This window comes from Serratia sp. BNK-10 (genome assembly GCF_047456065.1).
Taxonomy (GTDB): domain Bacteria; phylum Pseudomonadota; class Gammaproteobacteria; order Enterobacterales; family Enterobacteriaceae; genus Serratia; species Serratia ureilytica.
In genome coordinates this window covers 749,848-773,114 of sequence record NZ_CP179894.1, presented here as the reverse complement: position 1 = coordinate 773,114, position 23,267 = coordinate 749,848, and the positions used below count along the sequence as shown (strand labels likewise).

Sequence of the window (23,267 nt, the reverse complement as noted above, 5' to 3'; positions counted from 1 at the left end):
CGGTTCAGCCCCTCTCGTTTACGCCGCTGCCCGCGTTACGGGCGATAAACCTTCACGTTGCTGAAGCCCTGCTCCAGCAGGTACAGCGCCTGCAGGCGGCTCATTACGCCGCGCTCGCAGTACAGCAGATAGGTTTTGCTCTGATCCAGATCGCCGAACTGGGTGCTCAGCTTGTAGAACGGCAGCGCTTTCACTTCAACCTGTTCCAGCTGCAACGGTTTCTCTTCCTGCTCGTCGTTGGAACGGATATCCAGGATCACCTCGTCGGCGCCGAAGGCCGCGACGGTTTCCACTTCGGTCACCTGCTCCTGCGCCTGCTCGGCGATGGAGCGAATATCGACGTTCTTCGCCTCGCTCACCACCCGATCGAGAATGCTGAAATCGAAGTGGCTTTCTTCCTCTTCAATCTTGGCCTTGACGGCTTTTACCGTCGGGCTCTTCGAAATCACGCCGCAGTATTCCGGCATGGTTTTGGCGAAGTCCTCGGTGCCGATTTCACGCGCCAGTTTGATGATGTGCTCTTTATCGTGCGAGATCAGCGGACGCAGGATCAGCGTATCGGACGCATTGTCGATCAAGCGCAGGTTGGTCAGCGTCTGGCTGGACACCTGCCCCAGCGCCTCACCGGTTACCAGCGCCTGCACGCCGTAGCGTTCGGCCACTTGCGAAGCGGCGCGCACCATCATGCGCTTGAGCACCACGCCCATCTGGCCGTCGTCGACTTTCTCCAGGATCTCGCCCACCACCGGTTCGAAGTCGATGGCGACGAAGCGCACCTTGTGCGAACTGGCGAAACGGTTCCACAGATAGTGCGCCACCTGTTTCACGCCAATCTCATGCGCGGCGCCGCCCAGGTTAAAGAAGCAGAAGTGCACGCGGCAGCCGCGACGCATCAGCATATAGCTGGACACGCCCGAGTCGAAACCGCCGGAAATCAGCGACATTACGTCTTCCTGAGTGCCGACCGGGTAACCGCCGATGCCTTCGAGGCGGCGTTTAACCAGCATCAGCTTGTCGTCTTCGATCTCGAGGTTTACCGTGACCTGCGGGCGGGTCAGGTTAACGCGCGCGCTGTCGATATGCTGGTTCAGACCGCCGCCGACGTAGCGCTCCACGTCCTGCGAGTTGAACGCCTGCTTGCCGCGGCGCTTGACGCGCACGCAGAAGGTTTTGCCTTCCAGCTGGGCGCGGTAGGCTTCCAGCGTCTGCTCGAAGATGTGGTGGATATCGGTATAAGCGCGATCTTCCACTTCCAGAATATGGTGGATGCCGGGAATGCGCGTCAGCGCGTCGGCGATGACCGGCCGCTGGTTTTCATCTTTGGCGCGAACTTCGATATGATCCCAGTGACGGACGACCGCCAGCGTTTCATCATACTGCTTCAGGACGTTGCGAATATTGGTCGAGAGAATCTTGATAAAGCGCAAGCGCACAGATTGGCTCTTGATGGTGATTTCCGGGAACAATTTAATGATAAACTTCATGGCGGTCTTTGTTGTCAGATAAGAATTACGGCGCGGAGTATATCACCATATCGCCGTGCTCTGCGCACAAAACCACACATGAGCGCCATGATTTGCTAATCAAGATCCGCTAGGATAGGCTCTGGCGCCACGGTTCACATGATGACGTAAAAAGAAAATTATGCCGAAAAAACCAGCACAATCAGCCAGTACAGAGCAAACAGCCAGCTTTGAAAGCGCCCTCGGCGAGCTGGAAAGCATCGTGACGCGTCTGGAGTCGGGCGAACTGCCGCTGGAAGACGCGCTGAACGAATTCGAACGCGGCGTGCAGCTGGCGCGTCAAGGCCAGCAGAAACTGCAACAGGCGGAACAGCGTGTGCAGATCCTCCTTAACGACAGCGCCGACGACGCGGCGTTGGCGCCTTTCACACCGGATACCGAGTAACCGACATGTCTGAGATCGTCCCATCGGCCGCTTTTGCCGATCAACTGCAGATTTTCCGCCGGCGCGCCGATCGCGCGCTGCTGGATTTCATCGCCCCGCTGCCGTTCAACGACGGCAACATGGTGGCGGCGATGCGTCATGGCGCCTTACTGGGCGGCAAGCGCCTGCGCCCGTTCCTGGTGTACACCACCGGCCAGATGTTCGGCGTATCGCTGACCAATCTGGACGCGCCGGCGGCGGCGGTGGAATGCATTCACGCCTACTCGCTGATCCACGACGATCTGCCGGCGATGGACGACGACGATCTGCGCCGCGGCCAGCCGACCTGCCACATTAAATTCGGCGAAGCCAACGCGATCCTGGCCGGCGATGCGCTGCAAACGCTGGCGTTTTCGATCCTGGCCGATGCCGAAATGCCCGACGTGGCGCTGCGCGATCGGCTGGCGATGGTCTCCGAACTGGCGGCAGCCAGCGGCGTCGCCGGCATGTGCGGCGGCCAATCGCTGGATCTGGAGGCCGAAGGCAAGCGCGTCGATCTGCAGGCGCTGGAGCAGATCCACCGCCACAAAACCGGTGCGCTGATCCGCGCCGCGGTGCGTCTGGGCGCGCTGAGCGCCGGCGAAGCAGGACGAGCGGCGCTGCCGCAGCTGGATCGTTACGCCGCTGCGGTCGGCCTGGCGTTCCAGGTGCAGGATGACATTTTGGACGTTGTCGGCGAGACTGAAAAGATCGGCAAGCGCCAGGGAGCGGACCAACAACACGGAAAGAGTACCTACCCGGCGTTACTCGGGCTTGACAGCGCGAAAGCAAAAGCGTGGGATCTCTATCAGGAAGCATTAGCTGCATTAGACACTTTGGCAGCGCAATCTTATAACACAGCGCCATTGCGAGCGTTAGCCAGCTTCATTATTGAACGCGACAATTAACGTGTGACGTTAACTCCTCTGATATGAGTATCGAATGAGTCTTGATATAGCCAAATACCCAACCCTGGCGCTAGCGGAAAACCCCGAGGAACTCCGCTCACTGCCCAAAGAGAGCTTGCCGAAGCTGTGCGATGAGCTGCGGCAATATCTGCTGAACAGCGTCAGTCGCTCCAGCGGCCACTTTGCCTCCGGGCTGGGTACCGTCGAACTGACGGTGGCGTTGCATTTCGTCTACAACACGCCGTTCGATCATCTGGTGTGGGACGTCGGCCACCAGGCCTACCCGCACAAAATCCTGACCGGCCGCCGCGACCGGATCGCCACTATCCGGCAAAAGAACGGGTTGCACCCCTTCCCGTGGCGCGCCGAAAGCGAATACGACGTGCTGTCGGTCGGCCATTCGTCAACCTCGATCAGCGCCGGCCTCGGCATGGCGGTGGCGGCAGAGCGTGAAGGCAAAGGCCGCCGTACAGTGTGCGTGATCGGCGATGGCGCCATCACCGCCGGCATGGCGTTCGAAGCGATGAACCACGCCGGCGACATCAATCCGGACATGCTGGTGGTGCTGAACGACAACGAGATGTCGATCTCGGAAAACGTCGGCGCGCTGAACAACCATCTGGCACAGCTGCTGTCCGGCAAGCTTTACTCCACCCTGCGCGAAGGCGGCAAAAAAGTGCTGGCCGGCGTGCCGCCGATCAAGGAGCTGGTGAAACGCACCGAAGAGCACCTGAAAGGCATGGTGGTGCCGGGTACGCTGTTCGAAGAGCTGGGCTTCAACTACATCGGCCCGGTAGACGGGCACGACGTACAGGGCCTGGTCGCCACGTTGAAAAACATGCGCGATCTGAAAGGCCCGCAGCTGTTGCACATCATGACCAAGAAAGGCCGCGGTTACGCGCCGGCGGAGAAGGATCCGATCAGCTTCCACGCGGTGCCGAAGTTCGATCCCGCCAGCGGCACGCTGCCGAAAAGCGCCGGCGGTCTGCCGACCTATTCGAAAATCTTCGGCGACTGGCTGTGTGAAACCGCCGCCAAAGACAGCTCACTGATGGCGATCACGCCGGCGATGCGCGAAGGTTCCGGCATGGTGCAGTTCTCGCGCGACTATCCGCAGCAATATTTCGATGTGGCGATCGCCGAGCAGCACGCGGTCACCTTCGCCGCCGGGCTGGCGATCGGCGGCTACAAGCCGGTGGTGGCGATCTATTCCACCTTCCTGCAACGCGCCTACGATCAGCTGATCCATGACGTGGCGATCCAAAACCTGCCGGTGATGTTCGCCATCGATCGCGGCGGCATCGTCGGCGCCGACGGCCAGACCCACCAGGGGGCGTTCGATCTGTCGTTCATGCGCTGCATCCCGACCATGGTGATCATGACGCCGAGCGACGAAAACGAATGCCGCCAGATGCTGTATACCGGCTATCACTACAACGACGGCCCGAGCGCCGTGCGCTATCCGCGCGGCACCGGCACCGGCGCTGTGCTGGAGCCGCTCAGCCTGCTGCCGATCGGCAAAGGCGTGGTGCGCCGCCAGGGGGAAAAGATCGCCATTCTCAACTTCGGCACCCTGCTGCCGGAGGCCGCTGCGGCGGCGGAAGCGCTCAACGCCACGCTGGTCGACATGCGCTTCGTCAAACCGCTGGATGAGCAGCTGGTGCTCGAACTGGCCGCCAGCCATGAAACGCTGGTCACGCTGGAAGAGAACGCCATCATGGGCGGCGCCGGCAGCGGCGTCAACGAACTGCTGATGGCCAAACGCCGTCCGGTGCCGGTGCTGAACCTCGGCCTTCCGGACAGCTTCGTCTCACAGGGCACCCAGGAAGAACTGCGCGCCGATCTGGGGCTGGACGCCGCCGGCATTCAGCGTCAAATCGAAACCTGGCTGGCGCAGTAATTCGCCACTCGCGCCTGATAAAACGCCTCCGCCTTCGGGGGCGTTTTCATTTCCGCCCTCCGGGATCCGCGCTACAGTTACTGTCTGAGCTGTGAATGGGAGGCAAGCATGAAATATCTCAAACTGGGCAACACCGATCTGAACGTCTCGCGCATCTGCCTGGGTTGCATGACCTACGGCGAACCGAGCCGCGGCAATCACGCCTGGACGCTGCCGGAAGAAAGCAGCCGCCCACTGTTGAAACAGGCGCTGGAAGCCGGCATCAACTTTTTCGACACCGCCAACAGCTATTCCGACGGCAGCAGCGAGGAGATCCTCGGCCGGGCGCTGCGCGACTATGCACGCCGCGAGGAGGTGGTGATCGCCACCAAGGTTTATTTCCCGCTGAGCAACCTGGAGCGCGGTTTGTCGCGCGCCAAGATCATGCAGTCCATCGACGACAGCCTGCGCCGTCTCGGCACCGACTATGTCGATTTGCTGCAAATCCATCGCTGGGATTACGAAACGCCACTGGAAGAGACGCTGGAAGCGCTGCACGACGTGGTGAAAGCCGGTAAGGCGCGTTACATCGGCGCCTCTTCCATGTACGCCTGGCAGTTCGCCAAGGCGCTGTATACCGCCGATCTGCACGGCTGGACGCGCTTCGTCAGCATGCAGGATCAATACAACCTGATCCAGCGCGAAGAAGAGCGTGAGATGCACCCGCTGTGCGCCGCCGAAGGCATCGCCGTACTGCCGTGGAGCCCGCTTGCGCGCGGCCGCCTGACCCGCCCCTGGGGCGAAACCACCGCCCGCCTGGTCTCGGACCAGTTCGGCAAGAGCCTGTACGATGAAACCGAAGGCATCGACGCCATTATCGCCGAGCGCGTCGCCAGCCTGGCGGAGGAACGCGGCGTGCCACGCGCGCAGATCGCGCTGGCCTGGCTGCTGAACAAGCCGGCGGTCAGCGCGCCGATCGTTGGCGCGTCACGCAGCGAGCAGTTGGACGACGCCATTGCCGCGGTCGATTTGAGTTTGTCGCCGCAAGAGGTGGCGGAGTTGGAAACGGCTTACGTGCCGCATCGGGTGACGGGATTTGAATAAGAAAAGCGGGCGCGAAGAACCGCGCCCGGCTGTCAGAACAGCCCGATCGGCCAGTGGTGCCCAATCAGGTAGATGATGCCCGCAGACAGCACGCCGGCGATGATATCGTCGACCATGATGCCCATGCCGCCATGCACGTTGCGGTCGAACCAGCGGATCGGCCACGGCTTCCACATATCCAGAATGCGAAAGATGACGAAACCGGCGGCGACCCAGCGCCAATCGTTGACCGGCAGCGCCATCAGCGTGATCCACATGCCGACGAACTCATCCCAGACGATGCTGCCGTGATCGTGCACCTTCATGTCTTTTGCCGTGCGGTGGCAAATATAGACGCCGATGCAAATGCTGAACATCACCGTCAGCGAGTAGAGCTGCCACGGCAGTTGGATCAGCAGCAGCCAGAACGGGATCGCCGCCAGCGATCCCATGGTGCCCGGCATCACCGGCGACAAACCGCTGCCGAACCCGGTGGCCAGCAGGTGCCACGGATTGCTCATCCGCAGCCGACGCTTGGCTTCATCCATGGGTGCCCGGCTCCGCGTTGAAATGATCGAACCCGGCCCAGTCCAGCACCACCGCCTCGTCGTTGCGGTAATAGCGAATGCCTTCAGACAGCGGGCCAATCTGGCCGATACAGGTGTAATCGGCCCCGAGGTGGCTCAGCGCCACGTCCAGCGCGCCGCGGTTGATCTCCGGCACGGTGAAGCACAGCTCGTAGTCTTCGCCGCCCGCCAGCGCCCAACGCAGCGCCTGTTCGGCATCAGCATGGCTGCTCAGCGCCTGCGACATCGGCAGCTCGTCCAGCACGATGCGCGCGCCGCAGTCGCTGGCCTTCAGGATGTGCTTCAGATCGGAAATCAGGCCGTCGGAAAGATCGATTGCCGAGCTGGCCAGATCGCGCAGCGCCTGCCCCTGCAGCACCCGCGGCTGCGGACGCAGATGGCGAGCGACCAGATAATCGCGCGCCGCGCTATCCGTCACCGCCAGGCGATCCTGCAGGATCGCCAAACCAGCGGCGCTGTCGCCCAGCGTGCCGGTCACATAGATCCAGTCGCCGATGCGCGCGCCGCTGCGGCTCAACGCCCGGCCGGCCGGGATCAGCCCCTGAATGGTCAAGGTCATGCTCAGCGGGCCGCGCGTGGTATCGCCGCCGATCAGCTGCATGCCGTAATAATTGAGTTGATCGAACAGGCTGTCGCTGAACGCCTTCAGCCAGGGTTCGTTCACCTCCGGCAGCGTCAGGGCCAGCGAGAGCCACGCCGGATCGGCGCCCATCGCCGCCAGATCGCTCAGATTGACCGCCAGCGCTTTATACCCGAGATCGGCCGGATCGATGTCCGGCAGGAAGTGAATGCCCGCGACCAACGTATCGGTACTGACGGCCACCAGCTGTTTTTCCGGCACTGCCAGCAGTGCGCAGTCATCTCCAATGCCCAACTGTACATCCCGGCGCACGCGCTTAAACCGGTCAAAATAGCGGGCAATGAGGTCAAATTCGCCGCATGCCATATCGATATTCCACTAGAAGAAATTAAGGCCGGGAATGCCGGCCTTAATGTTTTTACTTTTTCTTGCGAAGGGTTGGCGCCACTTTATCCAGCACCCCGTTCACAAACTTGTGGCTGTCTTCCGCGCCGAAGGTTTTCGCCAGCTCGATCGCTTCGTTGATCGCCACCTTGTAAGGGACATCCTCGCGCATTTTCAGTTCAAACAGCGCGACGCGCAGCACCGCGCGTTCCACCTGGCCCAGCTCTTCGAGCTGACGCGACAGGTAAGGCGCCATCAGTTCGTCCAGCATACCTGCATTCACTGCCGCGCCGGACAGCAACTCGCGAAAATAGGCGACGTCAACATCTTTGACATCCTGCTCCGTCAGGAACTGGTGTTCAACATCGGCAAGGTCGTTTTTAGACAACTGCCAAGAGTAAAGCGCTTGAACAGCGCACTCACGAGCGCGGCGACGAGCAGCAGGTTTCACGGAATTCCCCTTAACTAAATTCAGGCTTTAATAGCTTTGATAACATTAATCATTTCAAGTGCGGTCAACGCGGCTTCAGCGCCCTTGTTGCCCGCTTTGGTGCCGGCGCGTTCGATCGCTTGTTCGATGCTTTCGGTGGTCAGCACGCCAAAGGCAACCGGGATTTCGGCATTCATCGCAACGTTGCCGATGCCGGAGCTGGCTTCGCCCGCCACATATTCGAAGTGCGCGGTGCCCCCACGGATAACGGTGCCCAGCGCGATAACCGCGTCGTATTTGCCGGTTTTGGCCAATACGCTCGCCGTCAGCGGCAGCTCGTAAGCGCCCGGGACCCAGACAACGGTGATGTTGTCGTCAGCAACCTGACCAATGCGTTTCAGCGCGTCGATGGCGCCTTCCAGCAGGCTGTCGTTGATGAAATTGTTAAAACGTGCAATTGCGATCGCCACACGGGCATTTGGAGTAGCAACAACACCTTCGATAACTTTCATGGGCTTTCCTTAAAAATGGGTTCAATACCCCGCAGGGGGGCGGATTCTATCATATTCTTTCATCGCCTGCGCGGCGCTTTTGTAAAACCGGCGCGCGGGCGCGAGATTCAGTGTTTCGCCCGCAGGCGCAAACGCAGATCGGGGCCAACCTGGCGCACGTCGCTAAAGACGAAGTCCGGTGCGTCGGCCAGACGCTCAAGGCCCGGCAAATGACACAGGCCGCGGCCATTATCGCCCAACAGTTTTGGCGCGATGTACAAAATGAGCTCATCCACCAGGCCGGCCTGCAGCAGCGCGCCGGCCAGCGTTGCGCCCGCCTCTACCCAGATTGAATTCACCTGGCGCTTGGCCAACAGCATCATCATCACCACCAGATCGACGCCGCCGCCGTGCGCCGGGCAGATAAACTGCTCAACGTCTTGCGGCCAGACCTGTTCATCCGCCTGCAGCCGCGCCAGCCAGGTGGCGCCCGGCTGCTGCACCACGCGGTGCTGCGGGGTAATGCGATTTTGGCTGTCGAGCAGGATGCGCAGCGGCTGACGCAGATTTTCGCGCGGATAGAGGCGCTGGGTCTCGGCATCCAGTTCATCCCAACGCACCGTCAGCGACGGATCGTCCGCCAGCACGGTGGCGCTGGTGCTGAGAATGGCGGCGCTCTGCGCACGCAGCCGCTGCACGTCCTGACGCGCTTCGGGTGAGGTGATCCATTGGCTTTCGCCGGAGGCCATCGCCGTGCGGCCGTCCAGCGACGCGCCCAGCTTCAGTTGCACATAGGGAAAACCGGTGCGCATGCGTTTGAGGAAGCCCAGGTTGACCGCTTCGGCCTCGGCCAGCATCAGGCCATGACGTACTTCGACGCCGGCTTGCTGCAGCTTGTACAAGCCGCGCCCCGCCACCTGAGGATTGGGATCTTGCATCGCCGCGACCACCCGCGTCACGCCGGCGGCCACCAGCGCATCGGCGCAGGGCGGCGTGCGGCCGTGATGGCTGCACGGCTCGAGCGTCACATAGGCGGTGGCGCCGCGCGCCTTGTCGCCCGCCATGCGCAGCGCGTGCACTTCCGCGTGCGGCTCGCCGGCGCGCAGATGATAGCCTTCACCGACAATTTCGCCGTCGCGCACGATAACGCAGCCGACGTTCGGATTGGGCGCGGTGGTGAAACGCCCCAGCCGCGCCAGCTCGAAGGCGCGCGCCATGTAAAATTCGTCGTGATGCATGAAAGATCCTTTAGTCTTGCAGGCGGGCAATCTCTTCGCCGAACTCGCGCACGTCTTCGAAGCTGCGGTACACCGACGCGAAGCGAATGTAGGCGACCTTATCCAGCTTTTTCAGCGCGTCCATCACCAGATTGCCGACTAACTTGGTCGGCACTTCGCGTTCGCCGGTGGCGCGCAGTTGGGATTTGATATGGTTAAGGGCGTTTTCCACGTCGTCCGAGCTAACCGGGCGCTTTTCCAGCGCTTTCAGCATGCCGCGACGCAGTTTGTCTTCGTTGAACGGCTCGCGCACCTCATCGCTTTTAATCACTCGCGGCATCACCAGCTCGGCCACCTCGAAGGTGGTGAAGCGTTCATTGCATACCAGACACTGGCGACGACGGCGTACTTGCGAACCGTCCCCCACCAGGCGGGAATCAATGACTTTGGTATCAACGGCGGCGCAGAAAGGGCAATGCATAACACGTCCTGATAAACGTTTTTTATAGATAAATGCAGTTTAACCCGAAGTGAAGCCACAACAAAGGGCGTCGGCCATTTGTTGCGATAAGCGGCGGGCAGGCGGCGCCGATATGACTTTCACCGTCATGCGGGCTAAGCTTGATAGCAGGAGATTCAGCATAGGAAATCGCCGTCATGACAACCCGTTACCCCAAAATCGCCCTGCTCGCCGCCGCCGTGTTGCTCACTGGCTGCGCGCACAACGCCGCCGTGCCTCAGCTGCGCCATCAGGTCGCCGCGCTGAACCAAAAAGTGAGCGTATTGACCGATCAGGCCACCGCGCTGGATCGGCAAAACCAGCTCAATCAGCACTCCGACAACGGCGTCTACCTGCTGCCGGCGGCGCGGAGCGCCGCCCGTTTGCAAAGCGGTATCGGCGAACTGAGCGTTTCGCTGAGCCACATCAAGAGCGAAGCCAACGGTGCCCAGGCGCAGCTGCATGTGCGCATTCTCTCACAGGCCACGCTGCCGCCGTTTAAAGCGGTGGTGGAATGGGGCCAACTGGACGCGGCCACCGGCCGGCCGCTGACCGCCGAGGCGCTGTCGCAACCGATCGCCAGCGCCGACTCGCTGCTGCCGAAACCCGGGCAGGACTTCGAGCTGCGCTTCAGCGGCCTGACGCCGGAACAGCTGGGCTATATCCGTCTGCACAGCCTGGTAGCCACCGCCCAGCCGGCGGTGGTGCAGCAACACTGAAATCCGAGGCAAAAAAAAGGAGCGCCGATGGGCGCTCCTTCTCATTTCGCTGAATACTGCGGCGGTTAAGGCAGAATCGAAGGCTGATCCGCGCCCTCTTTTTCCACTTTTTGCTGCAGCATGTGTTCGCGTTTCATCCCCAGCTTCAACGCCAGCGCGGACGCGACGTAGATAGAGGAAACGGTACCGATCGACACGCCGATCAGCATCGCCAGCGAGAAGCCTTGCAGCATCGCGCCACCGAAGATGTACAGCATCAGCACCACCATCAGGGTGGTCCCGGAGGTCATCAGCGTACGGCTCAGCGTCTGGGTCAACGACACGTTCATGATCTCGTAAGGCGTGCCGCGGCGGATCTTGCGGAAGTTCTCACGAATACGGTCGGAGACCACGATGCTGTCGTTCAGCGAGTAACCGATAACCGACATCAGGGACGCGACGATGGTCAGGTCAATCTCGATGTGGAACAGCGACAGCACGCCCAGCGTGATGATCACGTCGTGCGCCAGCGCGATAACCGCCCCCAGCGCCAGGCGCCATTCGAAGCGGAAGCCGACGTAGATCAGGATACAGATCAACGCCACCAGCAGCGCCATGCCGCCGGTTTGCGCCAGCTCGCTGCCCACGCTCGGGCCGACGAACTCAATGCGCTTCACGGTGGCGTTTTTATCCACCGAGTCGTTGATCACGCCGATCACCTTATTGCCCAGTTCCTGGCCTGCGGTGCCGGTCGCCGGTGGCATGCGCACCATCACGTCGCGGCTGCTGCCGAAGTTCTGGATAATCGGATCCTGGAACCCGGCCTTCTCCAGCGTATCGCGCATCAGGTCGAGGTTAGCCGGCTTCTCTAGGTTGATTTCAATCACCGTACCGCCGGTGAAATCCAGACCCCAGTTAAAGCCGCGCACCGACATGGTGGCGATCGACGCGACCAACAGCACCAACGAGATGCCGAAAGCCACGTAGTCCCAGCGCATAAAGTCGTAGACTTTACGGCCGTAGTTGAGTTGCTCAACAGTATAATCCTGTGCCACAACGCACTCCTCAGATAGACAGCTTGTTAATGCGTTTGCCGCCGTAAAGCAGGTTGACGATGGCACGGGTACCGACAATCGCGGTGAACATGGACGTCGCCACACCGATAGCGGTGGTGATCGCAAAGCCCTTGATCGAACCGGTGCCGACTGCGTACAGGATGACCGCGGTGATCAGGGTGGTGATGTTGGCGTCGACGATACTGGAGAACGCGCCTTTATAGCCCTCATGGATCGCCTGCTGAACGGACCGGCCGTTCTTCAGCTCTTCCTTGATACGTTCGTTAATCAGTACGTTGGCGTCGACCGCCACCGCCAGGGTCAACACGATCCCGGCAATGCCCGGCATGGTCAGCGTCGCCCCCGGCAACAGGGACATCACGCCGACGATCAACACCAGGTTGGCGACCAGCGCCGTGGTGGCGATCACGCCGAACTTACGGTACCAGACCACCATGAAGACGATGGACGCCACCAGGCCCCACAGACAGGCTTCCAGACCTTGGGTGATGTTCTGCTGACCCAGAGTTGGACCGATGGTGCGCTCTTCAACGATCTGAATCGGCGCAATCAGCGCCCCCGCACGCAGCAGCAGCGAAAGCTGACGCGCTTCGTTCGGGTTGCCGATGCCGGTGATGCGGAAGCTGTTGCCCAGACGCGACTGAATGTTCGCCACGTTGATCACTTCTTCCTGTTTCACCAGCACCGCACGGCCGTTGGCGTCTTTCTTGCCGCTGTCCTTGTACTCCACGAACAGGGTCGCCATCGGTTTGCCGATGTTGTCCTTGGTGAAGTTGGACATGGACGTGCCGCCGGCGCTGTCCAGCGAGATGTTAACCTGCGGCTGGTTGTATTCGTCGGTGCTCGAGGTAGAGTCGGTGATGTGGTCACCGGTCAGGATCACGCGCTTGTACAGCACGATCGGCTGGCCGTCGCGGGTGTATTTCACCTCGGAATCGCCCGGCACGCGGCCGTTGGCCGCCGCAGTGGCGTCCGCATTGGTGTTCACCAGACGGAATTCCAGCGTCGCGGTGGCGCCCAGAATTTCTTTGGCGCGTGCGGTGTCCTGAATGCCCGGCAACTCAACCACGATGCGGTCGGATCCCTGGCGCTGCACCAGCGGTTCGGCGACGCCGAGCTGGTTGACGCGGTTACGCAGGATAGTGATGTTCTGCTGTACGGCGTATTCGCGCGCTTCGCTCAGACGGGCGTCCGTCAGGCTGGCTTTCATGGTGTTGGCACCATTGGCGGACAGCACCAGATCGCGCTGACGCGGGCCGATGTAGCTGATGGCCTGGTCACGGGCCGCATCGTCGCGGAAGCGAACTTCCACGCCGTTGTTGTCCAGCTTGCGGATAGACGCGTAAGGAATGCCCTTCTCGCGCAGCTCGCTGCGCAGGGTATCCATGGTCTGTTCCTGCAGCTTGCTCAACGCGGTGTCCATGTCCACTTCCATCAGGAAGTGCACGCCGCCGCGCAGGTCCAGACCAAGTTTCATCGGCTCTGCGCCCAGCATGGCCAGCCAGGTCGGCGTGGCCGGCGCCAGGTTCAGCGCCACGACGAATTTGTCACCCAGCTCGGTCACCAGCGCTTCGCGGGCTCGCAGCTGAACGTCAGGATCTTTAAAGCGAGCCAGGATGGCGCCATTTTCCAGCGCAATCGACTTGCTCGCGATGTTGTCTTTTTCTAATACGGTACGGACCTGGTCCAGCGTAGTTTCACTGGCGGCGACGCCGCGCGCGCCAGTGATTTGTACGGCCGGATCCTCACCGTAGATGTTGGGAAGCGCATAAAGCAGACCGACGAGGATCACGACGATCAACATCAGATACTTCCACAAAGGATAACGGTTTAGCACGGCAATTCCCTTCGGGAAAAAAGATTACAGGGCCTTCATGGTACCTTTCGGCAGAACGGCCGCCACGAAGTCACGCTTGATCATCACTTCCGTGGTGTCGTTCAGCGCGATGGCGATGATGCCGGTGTCGGCCACTTTGGTCACGCGACCGATCAGGCCGCCGGTGGTCAGCACTTCGTCGCCTTTACCGATGGAGTCCATCAGCTTCTTGTGATCTTTCGCGCGCTTCTGCTGTGGGCGCAGGATCATGAAGTAGAAGATCAGGCCGAACACCACCAGCATAATGATCAGAGAGTACGGGCTTCCCTGAGCCGGAGCCCCTGCGGATGCGACGGCGTCAGAAATGAAAAAGCTCATTGAAATTCCCTCATTAAGTTATCAATTATTAGATCAAGCGTTTAAAGGCGGAATCGGCTTGCCGATCCGACCATAGAAATCCGCAACAAACTGCTCTAATTTACCCTCTTCGATAGCCTGGCGTAAACCCGCCATCAGGCGCTGGTAGTGACGCAGGTTATGAATTGTGTTCAGTCGAGCACCCAATATTTCGTTGCAACGGTCGAGATGGTGCAAGTAGGCGCGGCTGTAATGGCGACACGTGTAGCAATCACAGTCTTTATCCAGCGGAGAAGTATCATCCTTGTGCTTGGCATTACGGATTTTTACCACACCGTCAGTCACGAACAAATGGCCGTTGCGGGCGTTGCGGGTCGGCATGACGCAGTCGAACATGTCGATGCCGCGGCGCACGCCTTCCACCAAATCTTCCGGCTTGCCGACGCCCATCAAATAGCGTGGCTTATCTTCCGGAATTTGCGGGCAAACGTGTTCAAGAATGCGATGCATATCCTCTTTCGGCTCGCCTACAGCCAAGCCGCCCACAGCGTACCCATCAAAGCCGATATCCACCAGCCCTTTTACTGAAACATCACGTAAATCTTCGTAAACGCCGCCCTGAATGATGCCGAACAGCGCATTTTTATTTTCCAGCTCGTCGAAACGCTGGCGGCTGCGCTGCGCCCAACGCAGCGACATTTCCATCGAACGCTTGGCGTAGTCCCAGTCGGCCGGGTACGGCGTACATTCATCGAAGATCATCACGATGTCGGAACCCAGGTCATACTGGATTTCCATCGATTTTTCCGGGCTCAGGAACACCTTGTCGCCGTTGATCGGGTTGCGGAAGTACACGCCTTCCTCTTTGATCTTGCGCATCGCCCCCAGGCTGAACACCTGGAAACCGCCGGAGTCGGTGAGGATCGGGCCCGGCCACTGCATGAAATCGTGCAGATCGCCGTGCAGCTTCATGATCTCCTGGCCAGGGCGCAGCCACAGGTGGAAGGTGTTGCCCAGCAGGATCTGCGCGCCGGTCTCTTTCACTTCTTCCGGCGTCATGCCCTTGACCGTGCCGTAGGTACCGACCGGCATAAAGGCCGGGGTTTCCACTACGCCGCGGTCAAAAATCAGGCGGCCGCGGCGTGCGCGGCCATCGGTAGTTTGTAGTTCGTACTTCACAAAGCCTCCAGCATCAGAGAAACAGTCTGATGTCGTTGAAACGGGGCCGCGCCGTGGGCGCAGCCCGGGAAATTAACCGCCGACGGACTCGTTTTCCGCCTGCGGATTACGGCTGATGAACATCGCATCGCCGTAGCTGAAAAAGCGATACTGCTCGGCCACCGCCTGCTGATAGGCGTTCATGGTATTTTTGTAGCCGGCGAAAGCCGACACCAGCATGATCAGGGTAGACTCCGGCAGGTGGAAGTTGGTCACCAGCGCGTCGATCACCTGATAGTGGTAACCCGGATAGATAAAGATGCTGGTGTCGCCGAAGAACGGCGCAATCAGCGCCTCTTTGCTGGCCGCCGCGGCGCTTTCCAGCGAACGCACCGAGGTGGTGCCCACCGCCACCACGCGCTTGCCGCGCGCTTTACAGGCCAGCACCGCATCCACGACCTCCTGCGGCACTTCGGCGTATTCGGCGTGCATCACGTGATCTTCGATGGTTTCCACGCGCACCGGCTGGAAGGTGCCGGCGCCGACGTGCAGCGTTACGAACGCCATTTCAACGCCCTTGGCGCGCAGCGCCGCCAGCAGCGGTTCGTCGAAGTGCAGACCGGCGGTCGGCGCGGCGACCGCGCCCGGCTTCTCGCTGTAGACCGTCTGATACAGTTCGCGGTCGGCGTCCTCATCCGGGCGAGCGATATAAGGCGGCAGCGGCATATGGCCGGCCGCGTTGAGAAGGGTGAAGACATCGCGTTCGTCGTTGAAGCGCAGCTCGAACAGCGTCTCGTGGCGCGCCACCATGGTGGCGGCGATGCTCTCGTCATCCCCCAGCAGCAGCTCGGCGCCCGGCTTGGGCGCTTTCGACGCGCGCACGTGCGCCAGCACGCGATGGTCGTCCAGCACGCGCTCCACCAGCACTTCAATCTTGCCGCCGCTGACCTTGCGGCCGAACATGCGCGCCGGGATCACGCGGGTATTGTTGAACACCAGCAGGTCGCCGGCTTCCAGCTTGTCCAGCAGATCGGTGAATACGCCGTGCGTCAGCGCCCCGCTCGGCCCGTCCAGCTGCAGCAGGCGGCATGCGCTGCGCTCGGCCTGGGGATAGTGGGCAATCAGGGATTCGGGAAGTTCAAACGAAAAATCAGCGACGCGCATGGGTATTCACTTCTTCAATTTAAGGCTGGTTGGTAAAAAACAGGCGGCCTAGTCTAAAGCCGGGGGCGGTCAGCGGCAAGAAATAAGGAGGATTTGCCTGACTTCGGGTATAGTTGAGGGATGAATTTTCTCGCTCATCTTCACCTGGCCATGCTGGCGGACAGCTCGCTGCTGGGCAACCTGCTGGCCGATTTCGTGCGCGGCAACCCCGCCGCCGACTATCAGCCCGAGGTCGTAGCCGGCATCATGATGCACCGCCGCGTCGACGTGCTGACCGACAGCCTGCCGCAGGTGAAAGCCTGCCGCGACTATTTCAGCGCCCCCTACCGCCGCGTAGCGCCGATCACCCTCGACGTGGTGTGGGACCATTTTCTGGCGCGCCACTGGCAGCAGCTGGAGCCTTCACGCGACCTGCACCAGTTTACCCAGGAAGCCCGCAGCCAGATCGAACCTTACCTGCCGCTCACGCCGCCGCGTTTTCAGAACCTGAACGGCTATCTGTGGCCGGAACGCTGGCTGGAACGCTACGCCGAATTGCCGTTCATCGCCCGGGTATTGCAGGGCATGGCCAGCCGCCGTCCGCGCCTCGATGCCCTGGCCGGCTCGTTCGCCGACGTCGAGCGGCATTATCATCAGCTTGAAACACAATTCTGGCAGTTTTATCCGCAAATGATGCAGCAGGCGAAGGAAAAAACGCTGTGAGGTCAAGCCCAAGCGTTTGAAATTGCAGCGCCTTGCAAGAATTTACGTTTTGCCGCTTGCCCTTTTGTGGGAAAAGGTTATTTTTAAAGCCTGTCAAATTTAATTAGTGAATTTAATAGGTAAAAGCTATCTCAGCGATTGGTCTTTTGCCCTTTATTCACCACGTCGCGGCCCCTATACTGGCCCTTGTTTTTACATCCACCCTTTAACACCTATTACAGGAGTAATTATGGTCCTGGTAACTCGTCAAGCCCCTGACTTCACTGCAGCTGCCGTACTGGGTAGCGGCGAAATCGTTGAAAACTTCAACCTGAAGAAGCACCTGAACGGCAAACCGGCCGTCCTGTTCTTCTGGCCAATGGACTTCACCTTCGTATGCCCTTCCGAGCTGATCGCTTTCGATCACCGCTATGAAGAGTTCCAGAAGCGTGGCGTTGAAGTGGTTGGCGTTTCCTTCGACTCAGAATTCGTTCACAACGCATGGCGTAAAACCCCTGTCGACAAAGGCGGCATCGGTGAAGTGAAATACGCAATGGTTGCTGACGTTAAGCGTGAAATCCAGAAAGCTTACGGCATCGAACACCCGGAAGCCGGCGTTGCGCTGCGCGGCTCCTTCCTGATCGACAAAGACGGCATCGTGCGTGCTCAGGTTGTTAACGACCTGCCAATCGGCCGTAACATCGACGAAATGATCCGTACCGTTGACGCGCTGCAATTCCACGAAGAGCACGGTGAAGTGTGCCCGGCTCAGTGGGAAAAAGGCAAAGCAGGTATGGGCGCTTCCCCAGACGGCGTGGCAAAATACCTGTCTGAAAACGCTGCCAAGCTGTAATTTCAGCCTGATAGTGAATCAACCGGCCTCCGCGGCCGGTTTTTTTATGCCCCTTTTTGGGGCAACACGCCCGCCTTCAGTGCTTTATTTCCCTGTTTCCGCTCACATTTCCCACCCTGCTCGCCGCGCGTGCGCCCATCTGCGGCTACTATCAATAACGCTGGCTCGCGCTTTGCAAGTGAACAACAGCCAAGCAAACACAACACAATAAAAAACTGACAGGGTAGGAATAACTATGTTTTTACAGAAATGGAGCAAACCCCTGACCATGGCGGCGCTGCTGGTCAGCGGCAGCCTGCATGCGGCGTCCAATCCGGCGGTGGAGGCCAAAAACGGCATGGTGGTCACCTCGCAGCATCTGGCTTCGCAGGTCGGGGTGGATATCCTGAAAATGGGCGGCAACGCCATCGACGCCGCCGTGGCGGTCGGCTACGCGCAGGCGGTGGTGAATCCCTGCTGCGGCAACATCGGCGGCGGTGGCTTTATGACCGTCCACCTGGCGGACGGCACCGACACCTTCATCAACTTCCGCGAAACCGCGCCGGCGGCGGCCAGCGCCAACATGTATCTGGACGCCGACGGCAAGGTGAAGAAAGACGCCAGCCTGTACGGCTATCTGGCGGCGGGCGTGCCGGGCACCGTGCTGGGAATGGAAACCGCGCGTGAGAAGTACGGCAAACTGAGCCGCGAACAGGTGCTGGCGCCGGCGATCAAGCTGGCGCGCGAAGGCTTTGTGCTGACCCGCGCTGATACCGATATTCTCGACACCACCGTTGCACGTTTCAAACAGGATCCCGAGTCGGCCAAAATCTTCCTGCGCCCGGACGGCAGCCCGCTGCAGCCGGGGGACAAACTGGTGCAAACCGATCTGGCCAATACGCTGGAAGCCATCGCCAAAGGGGGGACCGACGCCTTCTACAAAGGCAAGATCCCGCAGGCGGTAGAGGCGGCGGCCAAACAGGGCGGCGGCATTTTGACGGCGGCCGACTTCGCCAACTATAAAGTCACCGAAACCCCACCGATCACCTGCAGCTATCGCGGCTACAAGTTCGTGTCGGCGCCGCCTCCCAGCTCCGGCGGCGTGACGCTGTGCGAAATCCTCAACGTGGTGGAAGGCTATGACCTGAAAAGCATGGGCTTCAACTCGGCGGCGGCCATTCATACCATGACCGAGGCGATGCGCCATGCCTACATGGACCGCAACACCTACCTCGGCGACCCGGAATTCATCAAGAACCCGATCGACCGGCTGGTGAGCAAGAGCTACGCCGAGCAGATCCGCAAGAAAATCGTCGCGGACAAGGCCACGCCGTCGGAAAACGTGCAGCCCGGCATGGAACCGCATGAGAAGCCGGAAACCACCCACTATTCGATCGTCGACCATGACGGCAACGCGGTCTCCACCACCTATACCGTCAACGGCCGCTTCGGCGCCGTGGTGATCGCACCGGGCACCGGCTTCTTCCTCAACGACGAGATGGACGATTTTACGGTCAAAGTGGGCGAGAAAAACCTGTACGGGCTGGTGCAGGGCACCGCCAACAGCATTGCCCCCGGTAAGCGCCCACTATCGTCAATGAGCCCGACGCTGGTAACCAAGGACAACAAGATCTTTATGGTGCTGGGCTCGCCTGGCGGTTCGCGCATCATCACCATCACCCTGCAGACTGCGTTGAACGTGATCGACCACGGCATGGCGCCGCAGGAAGCGGTGGACGCGCCGCGCATCCATCACCAATGGCTGCCGGATGAGGTGTACTACGAACAGCGCGGCGTTTCCGCCGATACGCTGAAACTGCTGAGCGGCATGGGCTATAAGATGGTCGAACAAACGCCGTGGGGCGCCGCCGAACTGATTCTGGTCGGTTTGCCGGGCGCGGCGGGCGTCAGCCCGGCCAACTCCGGCAACGATTCGGCGGTTTCCGGCAAAGTGCGCGAAGGTTACCTGTACGGCGCCAACGACGTGCGTCGCCCGGCAGGCTCCGCGGTCGGTTACTGATGTAAACGCCCACTCACCTTAATCGCGGGGGCCCTTCGGCCCCCGCAGTTCCCTTAGCCTTCACAGCGCCACACGGTGGCCGATTCTTCCGCCAGCTGCAGGCGCAGCCCGCCGGCCGTTTCGCTCAACTCTCCCCGCCCTTCCACACGCCGCCACGGGCCGCGGGCCAACAGCGGGTTGTGCGGCAGCTGCGCCTGGCCGCTGCCGTCACGCTGCAGCGCCACCAGCACCTGCTCCTGCTGATACAGGCGCACGAACACCAGCGTTTCTCCGCTGGCGTACAGCACCTGACAGCCGCCGCGACGCAGCGCCAGGCTCTGTTTACGCAGCGCCGCCATGCGCTGGAACAGCGCCAGCAGCGGCCGATCCCAGTCGCCGACGTCCCACGGGAACGGCTTGCGGCAGAACGGATCGTTGCCGCCGTCCAGGCCAATCTCATCACCGTAATAGAGGCAAGGCACGCCGATCCAGCTCAGCAACCACACCGCCGCCACCTGCATGCGCGCCGCGTTCCCCTGCAACAGCGTGAGGAAACGCGCGGTATCGTGGCTGTCCAGCTGGTTGAACTGGATCAGCTGGCGGCCGTGCGGCAACCCGGCGCGGTAGCCGTCCATCCACTGCGCGCACCCGGCGGCGTCCAGCCGCACCGGGTGATAAGCCACGTCCAGCCCCGCCAAAAACGCCCGCACCGGCAGCGCGAATCCCATGTAGTTCATCGCCGCATCCTCCACGCCGGCGTGCAGCCAGCGACGCGCGTCGCCAAAGTGCTCGCCCACTACGTAGGCCTGAGGATTCTCCTGCTTCACCGCCTGATAGATGCCCGCCAGGTGACGCAGGTTGCCGGCAGCGCCGCCGTTCTCCCCCAGCATATGCACCACGTCCAGCCGCCAACCGTCGATGCTGTACGGCGGGCGCAGCCAGTGACGCACCACGCTGCCTTCCCCGCGATAGATCGCTTCCGCCACCTGCGGCTCGGCGAAGTTGAGCTTCGGCAGGCTGGCGTTGCCCTTCCAGTCGAGCGCGCGGCCGTCCGGGTAGAAGTTGAACCAGCCGCGATACGGCGAATCGGGATGGTGGCAGGCGCCGTTTTGCCCTTGGCGATGGCGGTCGAACCACGGATGCGAGTCGCCGGTGTGGTTGAACACCCCGTCCAGCACCAGTTTCATGCCTACCTTGTGAGTGCTCACTCGCAAACGCGCCAGCGCCGCGTTGCCGCCGAAGTGCGGATCGACCTGGTAATAATCCTCGGTATCGTACTTATGCACGCTCGGCGCGGTAAAAATCGGGTTCAGGTATAGCGCCGTCACGCCCAGCTGCTGCAGGTACGGCAGTTTGGCGCAGATGCCGTCCAGATCGCCGCCGTAAAAGGTCGAAGCGGCGTGGCTGTCCTCCAGCGGATGCTGCCAGTCGCGCCGGATCACCTCGGCGCCGGCCGCGTGATGGCGATAGCTGCCGCTTTGGATGCCGTGCTCGCCGCCGCTGCTGGCGAAGCGATCGGGGAAAATCTGGTAGAACAGCTGATCTGCCACCCACTCGGGGCCGTTGTCAGGCTCGTCGACGGCGAATTGCGCCAGCTGGCCCGGCGGCGTTAGCGACCAGCCCTGCGGCCCGAACCACTGCTGGCGATCGGCCCACAGCAGCTTGAAGCAGTATCGCCGCGTCGGCTCGCCCTCATTCAGCGTCAGGCTGGCCTGGTAGCGCCGCACCCCCTCGTGACGCTGCGCTTTCATCACCAGCAGCCACTCTTCGTTGTCCGGTTCGGCGCGCAAAAACACCCGTTCCGGCAGTTCATCCCCTTGTAACCACAGCGTGATATCCAAACGTTGCCCTTGCTTCACCACAAAAGGCGGAACCGGTTGATGCCAGGCGTTAAGCATACTGTTCTCCTGCTGTACCAAACGAAATCGACGGCATTCTTCAAGAAGCGAACAATGCCACGTTAAGTGCAACTCCCCCTCCTCTCTGACCGCAAAACCCAGGGATGAGCCGGGGGGCGGAGACCGAAAAATAACGCTAACTCGATGTAAAAAAAGGTAAACAGGCACAAATCCTGCACGTTACCCCTTAGGCTAACGCGTTTTGAGCATACAGGATATTTTTTGCGCATTTTTTAAGGAGCGGTAATGCAACAACAGATAACGCGCTGGCTGGAACAATTTGGGTTGGAATTCGGCGGAGTGATGTCGCTGTTGATGGTCTTGGGGTTGATCGTCCTGATCTCGGTGGTGATCCACCTGGTGCTGCACCGGGTGGTGTTGGCCGCCCTTCAGCGCCGCGGCCAGCAGTCGCAACGCGTCTGGCAACAGGCCATCACCCAATACAAACTGTTCCAGCGCGTGGCGCTGCTGCTGCAAGGGGTGATCATCAGCATCCAGGCGACGCTGTGGCTGCAGAGCGGCAGCCAGACTCAGGCGGTGATCGTCACCGCCGCACAGGTGTGGATACTCGCCTTCACCCTGCTGTCGCTGTTCTCGCTGCTGGATACGCTGCTGGCGCTGCTGCGCCAAAGCCCGATTTCCAATCAGCTGCCGCTGCGCGGCATTTTCCAGGGCCTGAAACTGGTGGCGGCGATCCTGATCGGCATCATGATCGTCTCGCTGCTGATGGGCAAATCGCCGCTGTTGCTGCTCAGCGGCCTGGGCGCCATGACAGCGGTCCTGATGTTGGTGTTCAAGGATCCGATCCTCGGGCTGGTGGCCGGCATTCAGCTCTCCGCCAACGACATGCTGAAGATCGGCGACTGGCTGGAAATGCCGAAATACGGCGCCGATGGCGCGGTCACCGACATCGGCCTGACCACGGTCAAAGTGCGTAACTGGGACAACACCGTCACCACCATACCGACCTACGCGCTGATCTCCGACTCGTTCAAAAACTGGCGTTCGATGTCGGAATCCGGCGGGCGCCGCATCAAGCGCAGTTTGAATATCGACACCGGCAGCGTGCACTTCCTGTCGGAAGAGGAACAGCGCCGCCTGCAGCGCAACCCGCTGCTGCACAGCTACCTGAACGTTAAGACCCAGGAGCTGAGCCAGCACAACCAGGAGATCGCCGTCGATCTGGCCTCGCCGCTCAACGGCCGCCGCCTGACCAACCTCGGCACGCTGCGCGCCTATCTGGAAGCCTATCTGCGCGCTCACCCGCGCATTCACCAAAACATGACGCTGATGGTGCGCCAGCTGGCGCCGACGCCGGAAGGCCTGCCGCTGGAAATCTACGCCTTCACCAACACCACGGTCTGGGCGGAGTACGAAAGCATTCAGGCGGATATTTTCGACCATATCCTGGCGGTGATCGACGAGTTCGGCCTGCGCGTGCATCAGACGCCGACCGGCAACGACATGCGCGGCATGCTGCGACAAAGCGCGAACGCTTCCTGACGTCGGCTGACGTAACTGTGTCTGCTGGTAATTATTCGCTTTCAATTGCCAGCAGATATCTCCATCCCCTTCTTTTCCCCGGCGAAAACGGCGTTAATGCG

General features: G+C 60.8%; 22 protein-coding genes. 9 read left to right on the top strand and 13 right to left on the bottom strand.

All coding sequences use genetic code 11. From position 1 onward, the window contains the following. Window positions 1–35 precede the first annotated feature (35 nt). Window positions 36–1,484, bottom strand: coding sequence for a tRNA uracil 4-sulfurtransferase ThiI (gene thiI, locus ACMGG9_RS03740; RefSeq protein ID WP_033642063.1), 1,449 nt, complete (start codon window positions 1,482–1,484; stop codon window positions 36–38). Window positions 1,485–1,644: 160 nt separating this feature from the next. On the opposite strand from thiI, the gene xseB reads away from it, so the two are divergent. From xseB to ACMGG9_RS03720, 4 genes are all read left to right on the top strand, one after another. After that, window positions 1,645–1,908: an exodeoxyribonuclease VII small subunit gene (gene xseB, locus ACMGG9_RS03735; RefSeq protein WP_033642062.1), complete on the top strand. Its 264-nt coding sequence runs from the start codon at window positions 1,645–1,647 to the stop codon at window positions 1,906–1,908. A 5-nt stretch (window positions 1,909–1,913) separates the two neighbouring features. Further along, window positions 1,914–2,834, top strand: coding sequence for a (2E,6E)-farnesyl diphosphate synthase (ispA, locus tag ACMGG9_RS03730; RefSeq protein ID WP_033651083.1), 921 nt, complete (start codon window positions 1,914–1,916; stop codon window positions 2,832–2,834). 34 nt (window positions 2,835–2,868) lie between these two features. Continuing rightward, window positions 2,869–4,734: a 1-deoxy-D-xylulose-5-phosphate synthase gene (gene dxs / locus ACMGG9_RS03725; RefSeq protein WP_033651082.1), complete on the top strand. Its 1,866-nt coding sequence runs from the start codon at window positions 2,869–2,871 to the stop codon at window positions 4,732–4,734. 108 nt (window positions 4,735–4,842) lie between these two features. Next, complete coding sequence (locus tag ACMGG9_RS03720) at window positions 4,843–5,817, top strand: aldo/keto reductase (RefSeq protein ID WP_033642059.1); 975 nt, start codon at window positions 4,843–4,845, stop codon at window positions 5,815–5,817. A gap of 32 nt (window positions 5,818–5,849) precedes the next feature. Here the strand turns inward: ACMGG9_RS03720 and pgpA are convergent, their stop codons facing one another. The 6 genes from pgpA to nrdR all read right to left on the bottom strand — a co-directional run bounded on the left by pgpA (window position 5,850) and on the right by nrdR (window position 9,966). After that, on the bottom strand, window positions 5,850–6,344 hold the full coding sequence (gene pgpA, locus ACMGG9_RS03715) for a phosphatidylglycerophosphatase A (RefSeq protein ID WP_033634010.1): 495 nt from the start codon (window positions 6,342–6,344) through the stop codon (window positions 5,850–5,852). Further along, a complete protein-coding gene (thiL, locus tag ACMGG9_RS03710) occupies window positions 6,337–7,329 on the bottom strand; it encodes a thiamine-phosphate kinase (RefSeq protein WP_033642058.1) in 993 nt (330 codons plus the stop codon). Before thiL ends, pgpA begins: the two co-directional genes overlap by 8 nt. A gap of 52 nt (window positions 7,330–7,381) precedes the next feature. Further along, window positions 7,382–7,798 carry a transcription antitermination factor NusB gene (gene nusB, locus ACMGG9_RS03705; RefSeq protein WP_004940384.1) on the bottom strand — a complete coding sequence of 139 codons (417 nt, stop codon included), beginning with the start codon at window positions 7,796–7,798 and terminating at the stop codon, window positions 7,382–7,384. A gap of 20 nt (window positions 7,799–7,818) precedes the next feature. Then, on the bottom strand, window positions 7,819–8,289 hold the full coding sequence (gene ribE, locus ACMGG9_RS03700) for a 6,7-dimethyl-8-ribityllumazine synthase (protein WP_004940385.1): 471 nt from the start codon (window positions 8,287–8,289) through the stop codon (window positions 7,819–7,821). A gap of 107 nt (window positions 8,290–8,396) precedes the next feature. Continuing rightward, complete coding sequence (gene ribD / locus ACMGG9_RS03695; RefSeq protein ID WP_414161924.1) at window positions 8,397–9,506, bottom strand: bifunctional diaminohydroxyphosphoribosylaminopyrimidine deaminase/5-amino-6-(5-phosphoribosylamino)uracil reductase RibD; 1,110 nt, start codon at window positions 9,504–9,506, stop codon at window positions 8,397–8,399. A 10-nt stretch (window positions 9,507–9,516) separates the two neighbouring features. Further along, the gene (nrdR, locus tag ACMGG9_RS03690) at window positions 9,517–9,966 is read right to left on the bottom strand and encodes a transcriptional regulator NrdR (protein ID WP_004940387.1); all 450 of its coding nucleotides are present in this window, start codon (window positions 9,964–9,966) and stop codon (window positions 9,517–9,519) included. Window positions 9,967–10,142: 176 nt separating this feature from the next. On the opposite strand from nrdR, the gene ACMGG9_RS03685 reads away from it, so the two are divergent. Further along, entirely contained in the window at window positions 10,143–10,703 is a 561-nt protein-coding gene (locus tag ACMGG9_RS03685; RefSeq protein WP_414161923.1) for a DUF3251 domain-containing protein, read from the top strand. 65 nt (window positions 10,704–10,768) lie between these two features. Here the strand turns inward: ACMGG9_RS03685 and secF are convergent, their stop codons facing one another. The 5 genes from secF to queA all read right to left on the bottom strand — a co-directional run bounded on the left by secF (window position 10,769) and on the right by queA (window position 16,253). Further along, entirely contained in the window at window positions 10,769–11,737 is a 969-nt protein-coding gene (secF, locus tag ACMGG9_RS03680) for a protein translocase subunit SecF (protein WP_019454209.1), read from the bottom strand. A 10-nt stretch (window positions 11,738–11,747) separates the two neighbouring features. Beyond that, the gene (gene secD / locus ACMGG9_RS03675; protein WP_071845087.1) at window positions 11,748–13,595 is read right to left on the bottom strand and encodes a protein translocase subunit SecD; all 1,848 of its coding nucleotides are present in this window, start codon (window positions 13,593–13,595) and stop codon (window positions 11,748–11,750) included. Window positions 13,596–13,619: 24 nt separating this feature from the next. Further along, window positions 13,620–13,952, bottom strand: coding sequence for a preprotein translocase subunit YajC (gene yajC, locus ACMGG9_RS03670; RefSeq protein WP_004940391.1), 333 nt, complete (start codon window positions 13,950–13,952; stop codon window positions 13,620–13,622). Window positions 13,953–13,985: 33 nt separating this feature from the next. After that, window positions 13,986–15,110 (bottom strand): tRNA guanosine(34) transglycosylase Tgt, encoded by a 1,125-nt coding sequence (tgt, locus tag ACMGG9_RS03665; RefSeq protein WP_016928877.1) that lies wholly within the window; start codon window positions 15,108–15,110, stop codon window positions 13,986–13,988. 72 nt (window positions 15,111–15,182) lie between these two features. After that, the gene (gene queA, locus ACMGG9_RS03660) at window positions 15,183–16,253 is read right to left on the bottom strand and encodes a tRNA preQ1(34) S-adenosylmethionine ribosyltransferase-isomerase QueA (RefSeq protein ID WP_033651079.1); all 1,071 of its coding nucleotides are present in this window, start codon (window positions 16,251–16,253) and stop codon (window positions 15,183–15,185) included. Window positions 16,254–16,373: 120 nt separating this feature from the next. Between queA and ACMGG9_RS03655 the strand changes: the two genes are divergently transcribed. From ACMGG9_RS03655 to ggt, 3 genes are all read left to right on the top strand, one after another. After that, window positions 16,374–16,955, top strand: coding sequence for an ACP phosphodiesterase (locus ACMGG9_RS03655; RefSeq protein ID WP_033651078.1), 582 nt, complete (start codon window positions 16,374–16,376; stop codon window positions 16,953–16,955). A gap of 229 nt (window positions 16,956–17,184) precedes the next feature. Then, window positions 17,185–17,787: a peroxiredoxin C gene (locus ACMGG9_RS03650; RefSeq protein ID WP_004940403.1), complete on the top strand. Its 603-nt coding sequence runs from the start codon at window positions 17,185–17,187 to the stop codon at window positions 17,785–17,787. A 235-nt stretch (window positions 17,788–18,022) separates the two neighbouring features. Further along, window positions 18,023–19,786 carry a gamma-glutamyltransferase gene (ggt, locus tag ACMGG9_RS03645; RefSeq protein WP_072628292.1) on the top strand — a complete coding sequence of 588 codons (1,764 nt, stop codon included), beginning with the start codon at window positions 18,023–18,025 and terminating at the stop codon, window positions 19,784–19,786. A 53-nt stretch (window positions 19,787–19,839) separates the two neighbouring features. On the opposite strand, the gene malZ is transcribed toward ggt, so the two are convergent. After that, window positions 19,840–21,663, bottom strand: coding sequence for a maltodextrin glucosidase (gene malZ / locus ACMGG9_RS03640; RefSeq protein ID WP_108680234.1), 1,824 nt, complete (start codon window positions 21,661–21,663; stop codon window positions 19,840–19,842). 246 nt (window positions 21,664–21,909) lie between these two features. Between malZ and ACMGG9_RS03635 the strand changes: the two genes are divergently transcribed. Then, window positions 21,910–23,166, top strand: a complete 1,257-nt coding sequence (locus ACMGG9_RS03635) for a mechanosensitive ion channel family protein (protein ID WP_033651075.1) — start codon at window positions 21,910–21,912, stop codon at window positions 23,164–23,166. Window positions 23,167–23,267 lie beyond the last annotated feature (101 nt).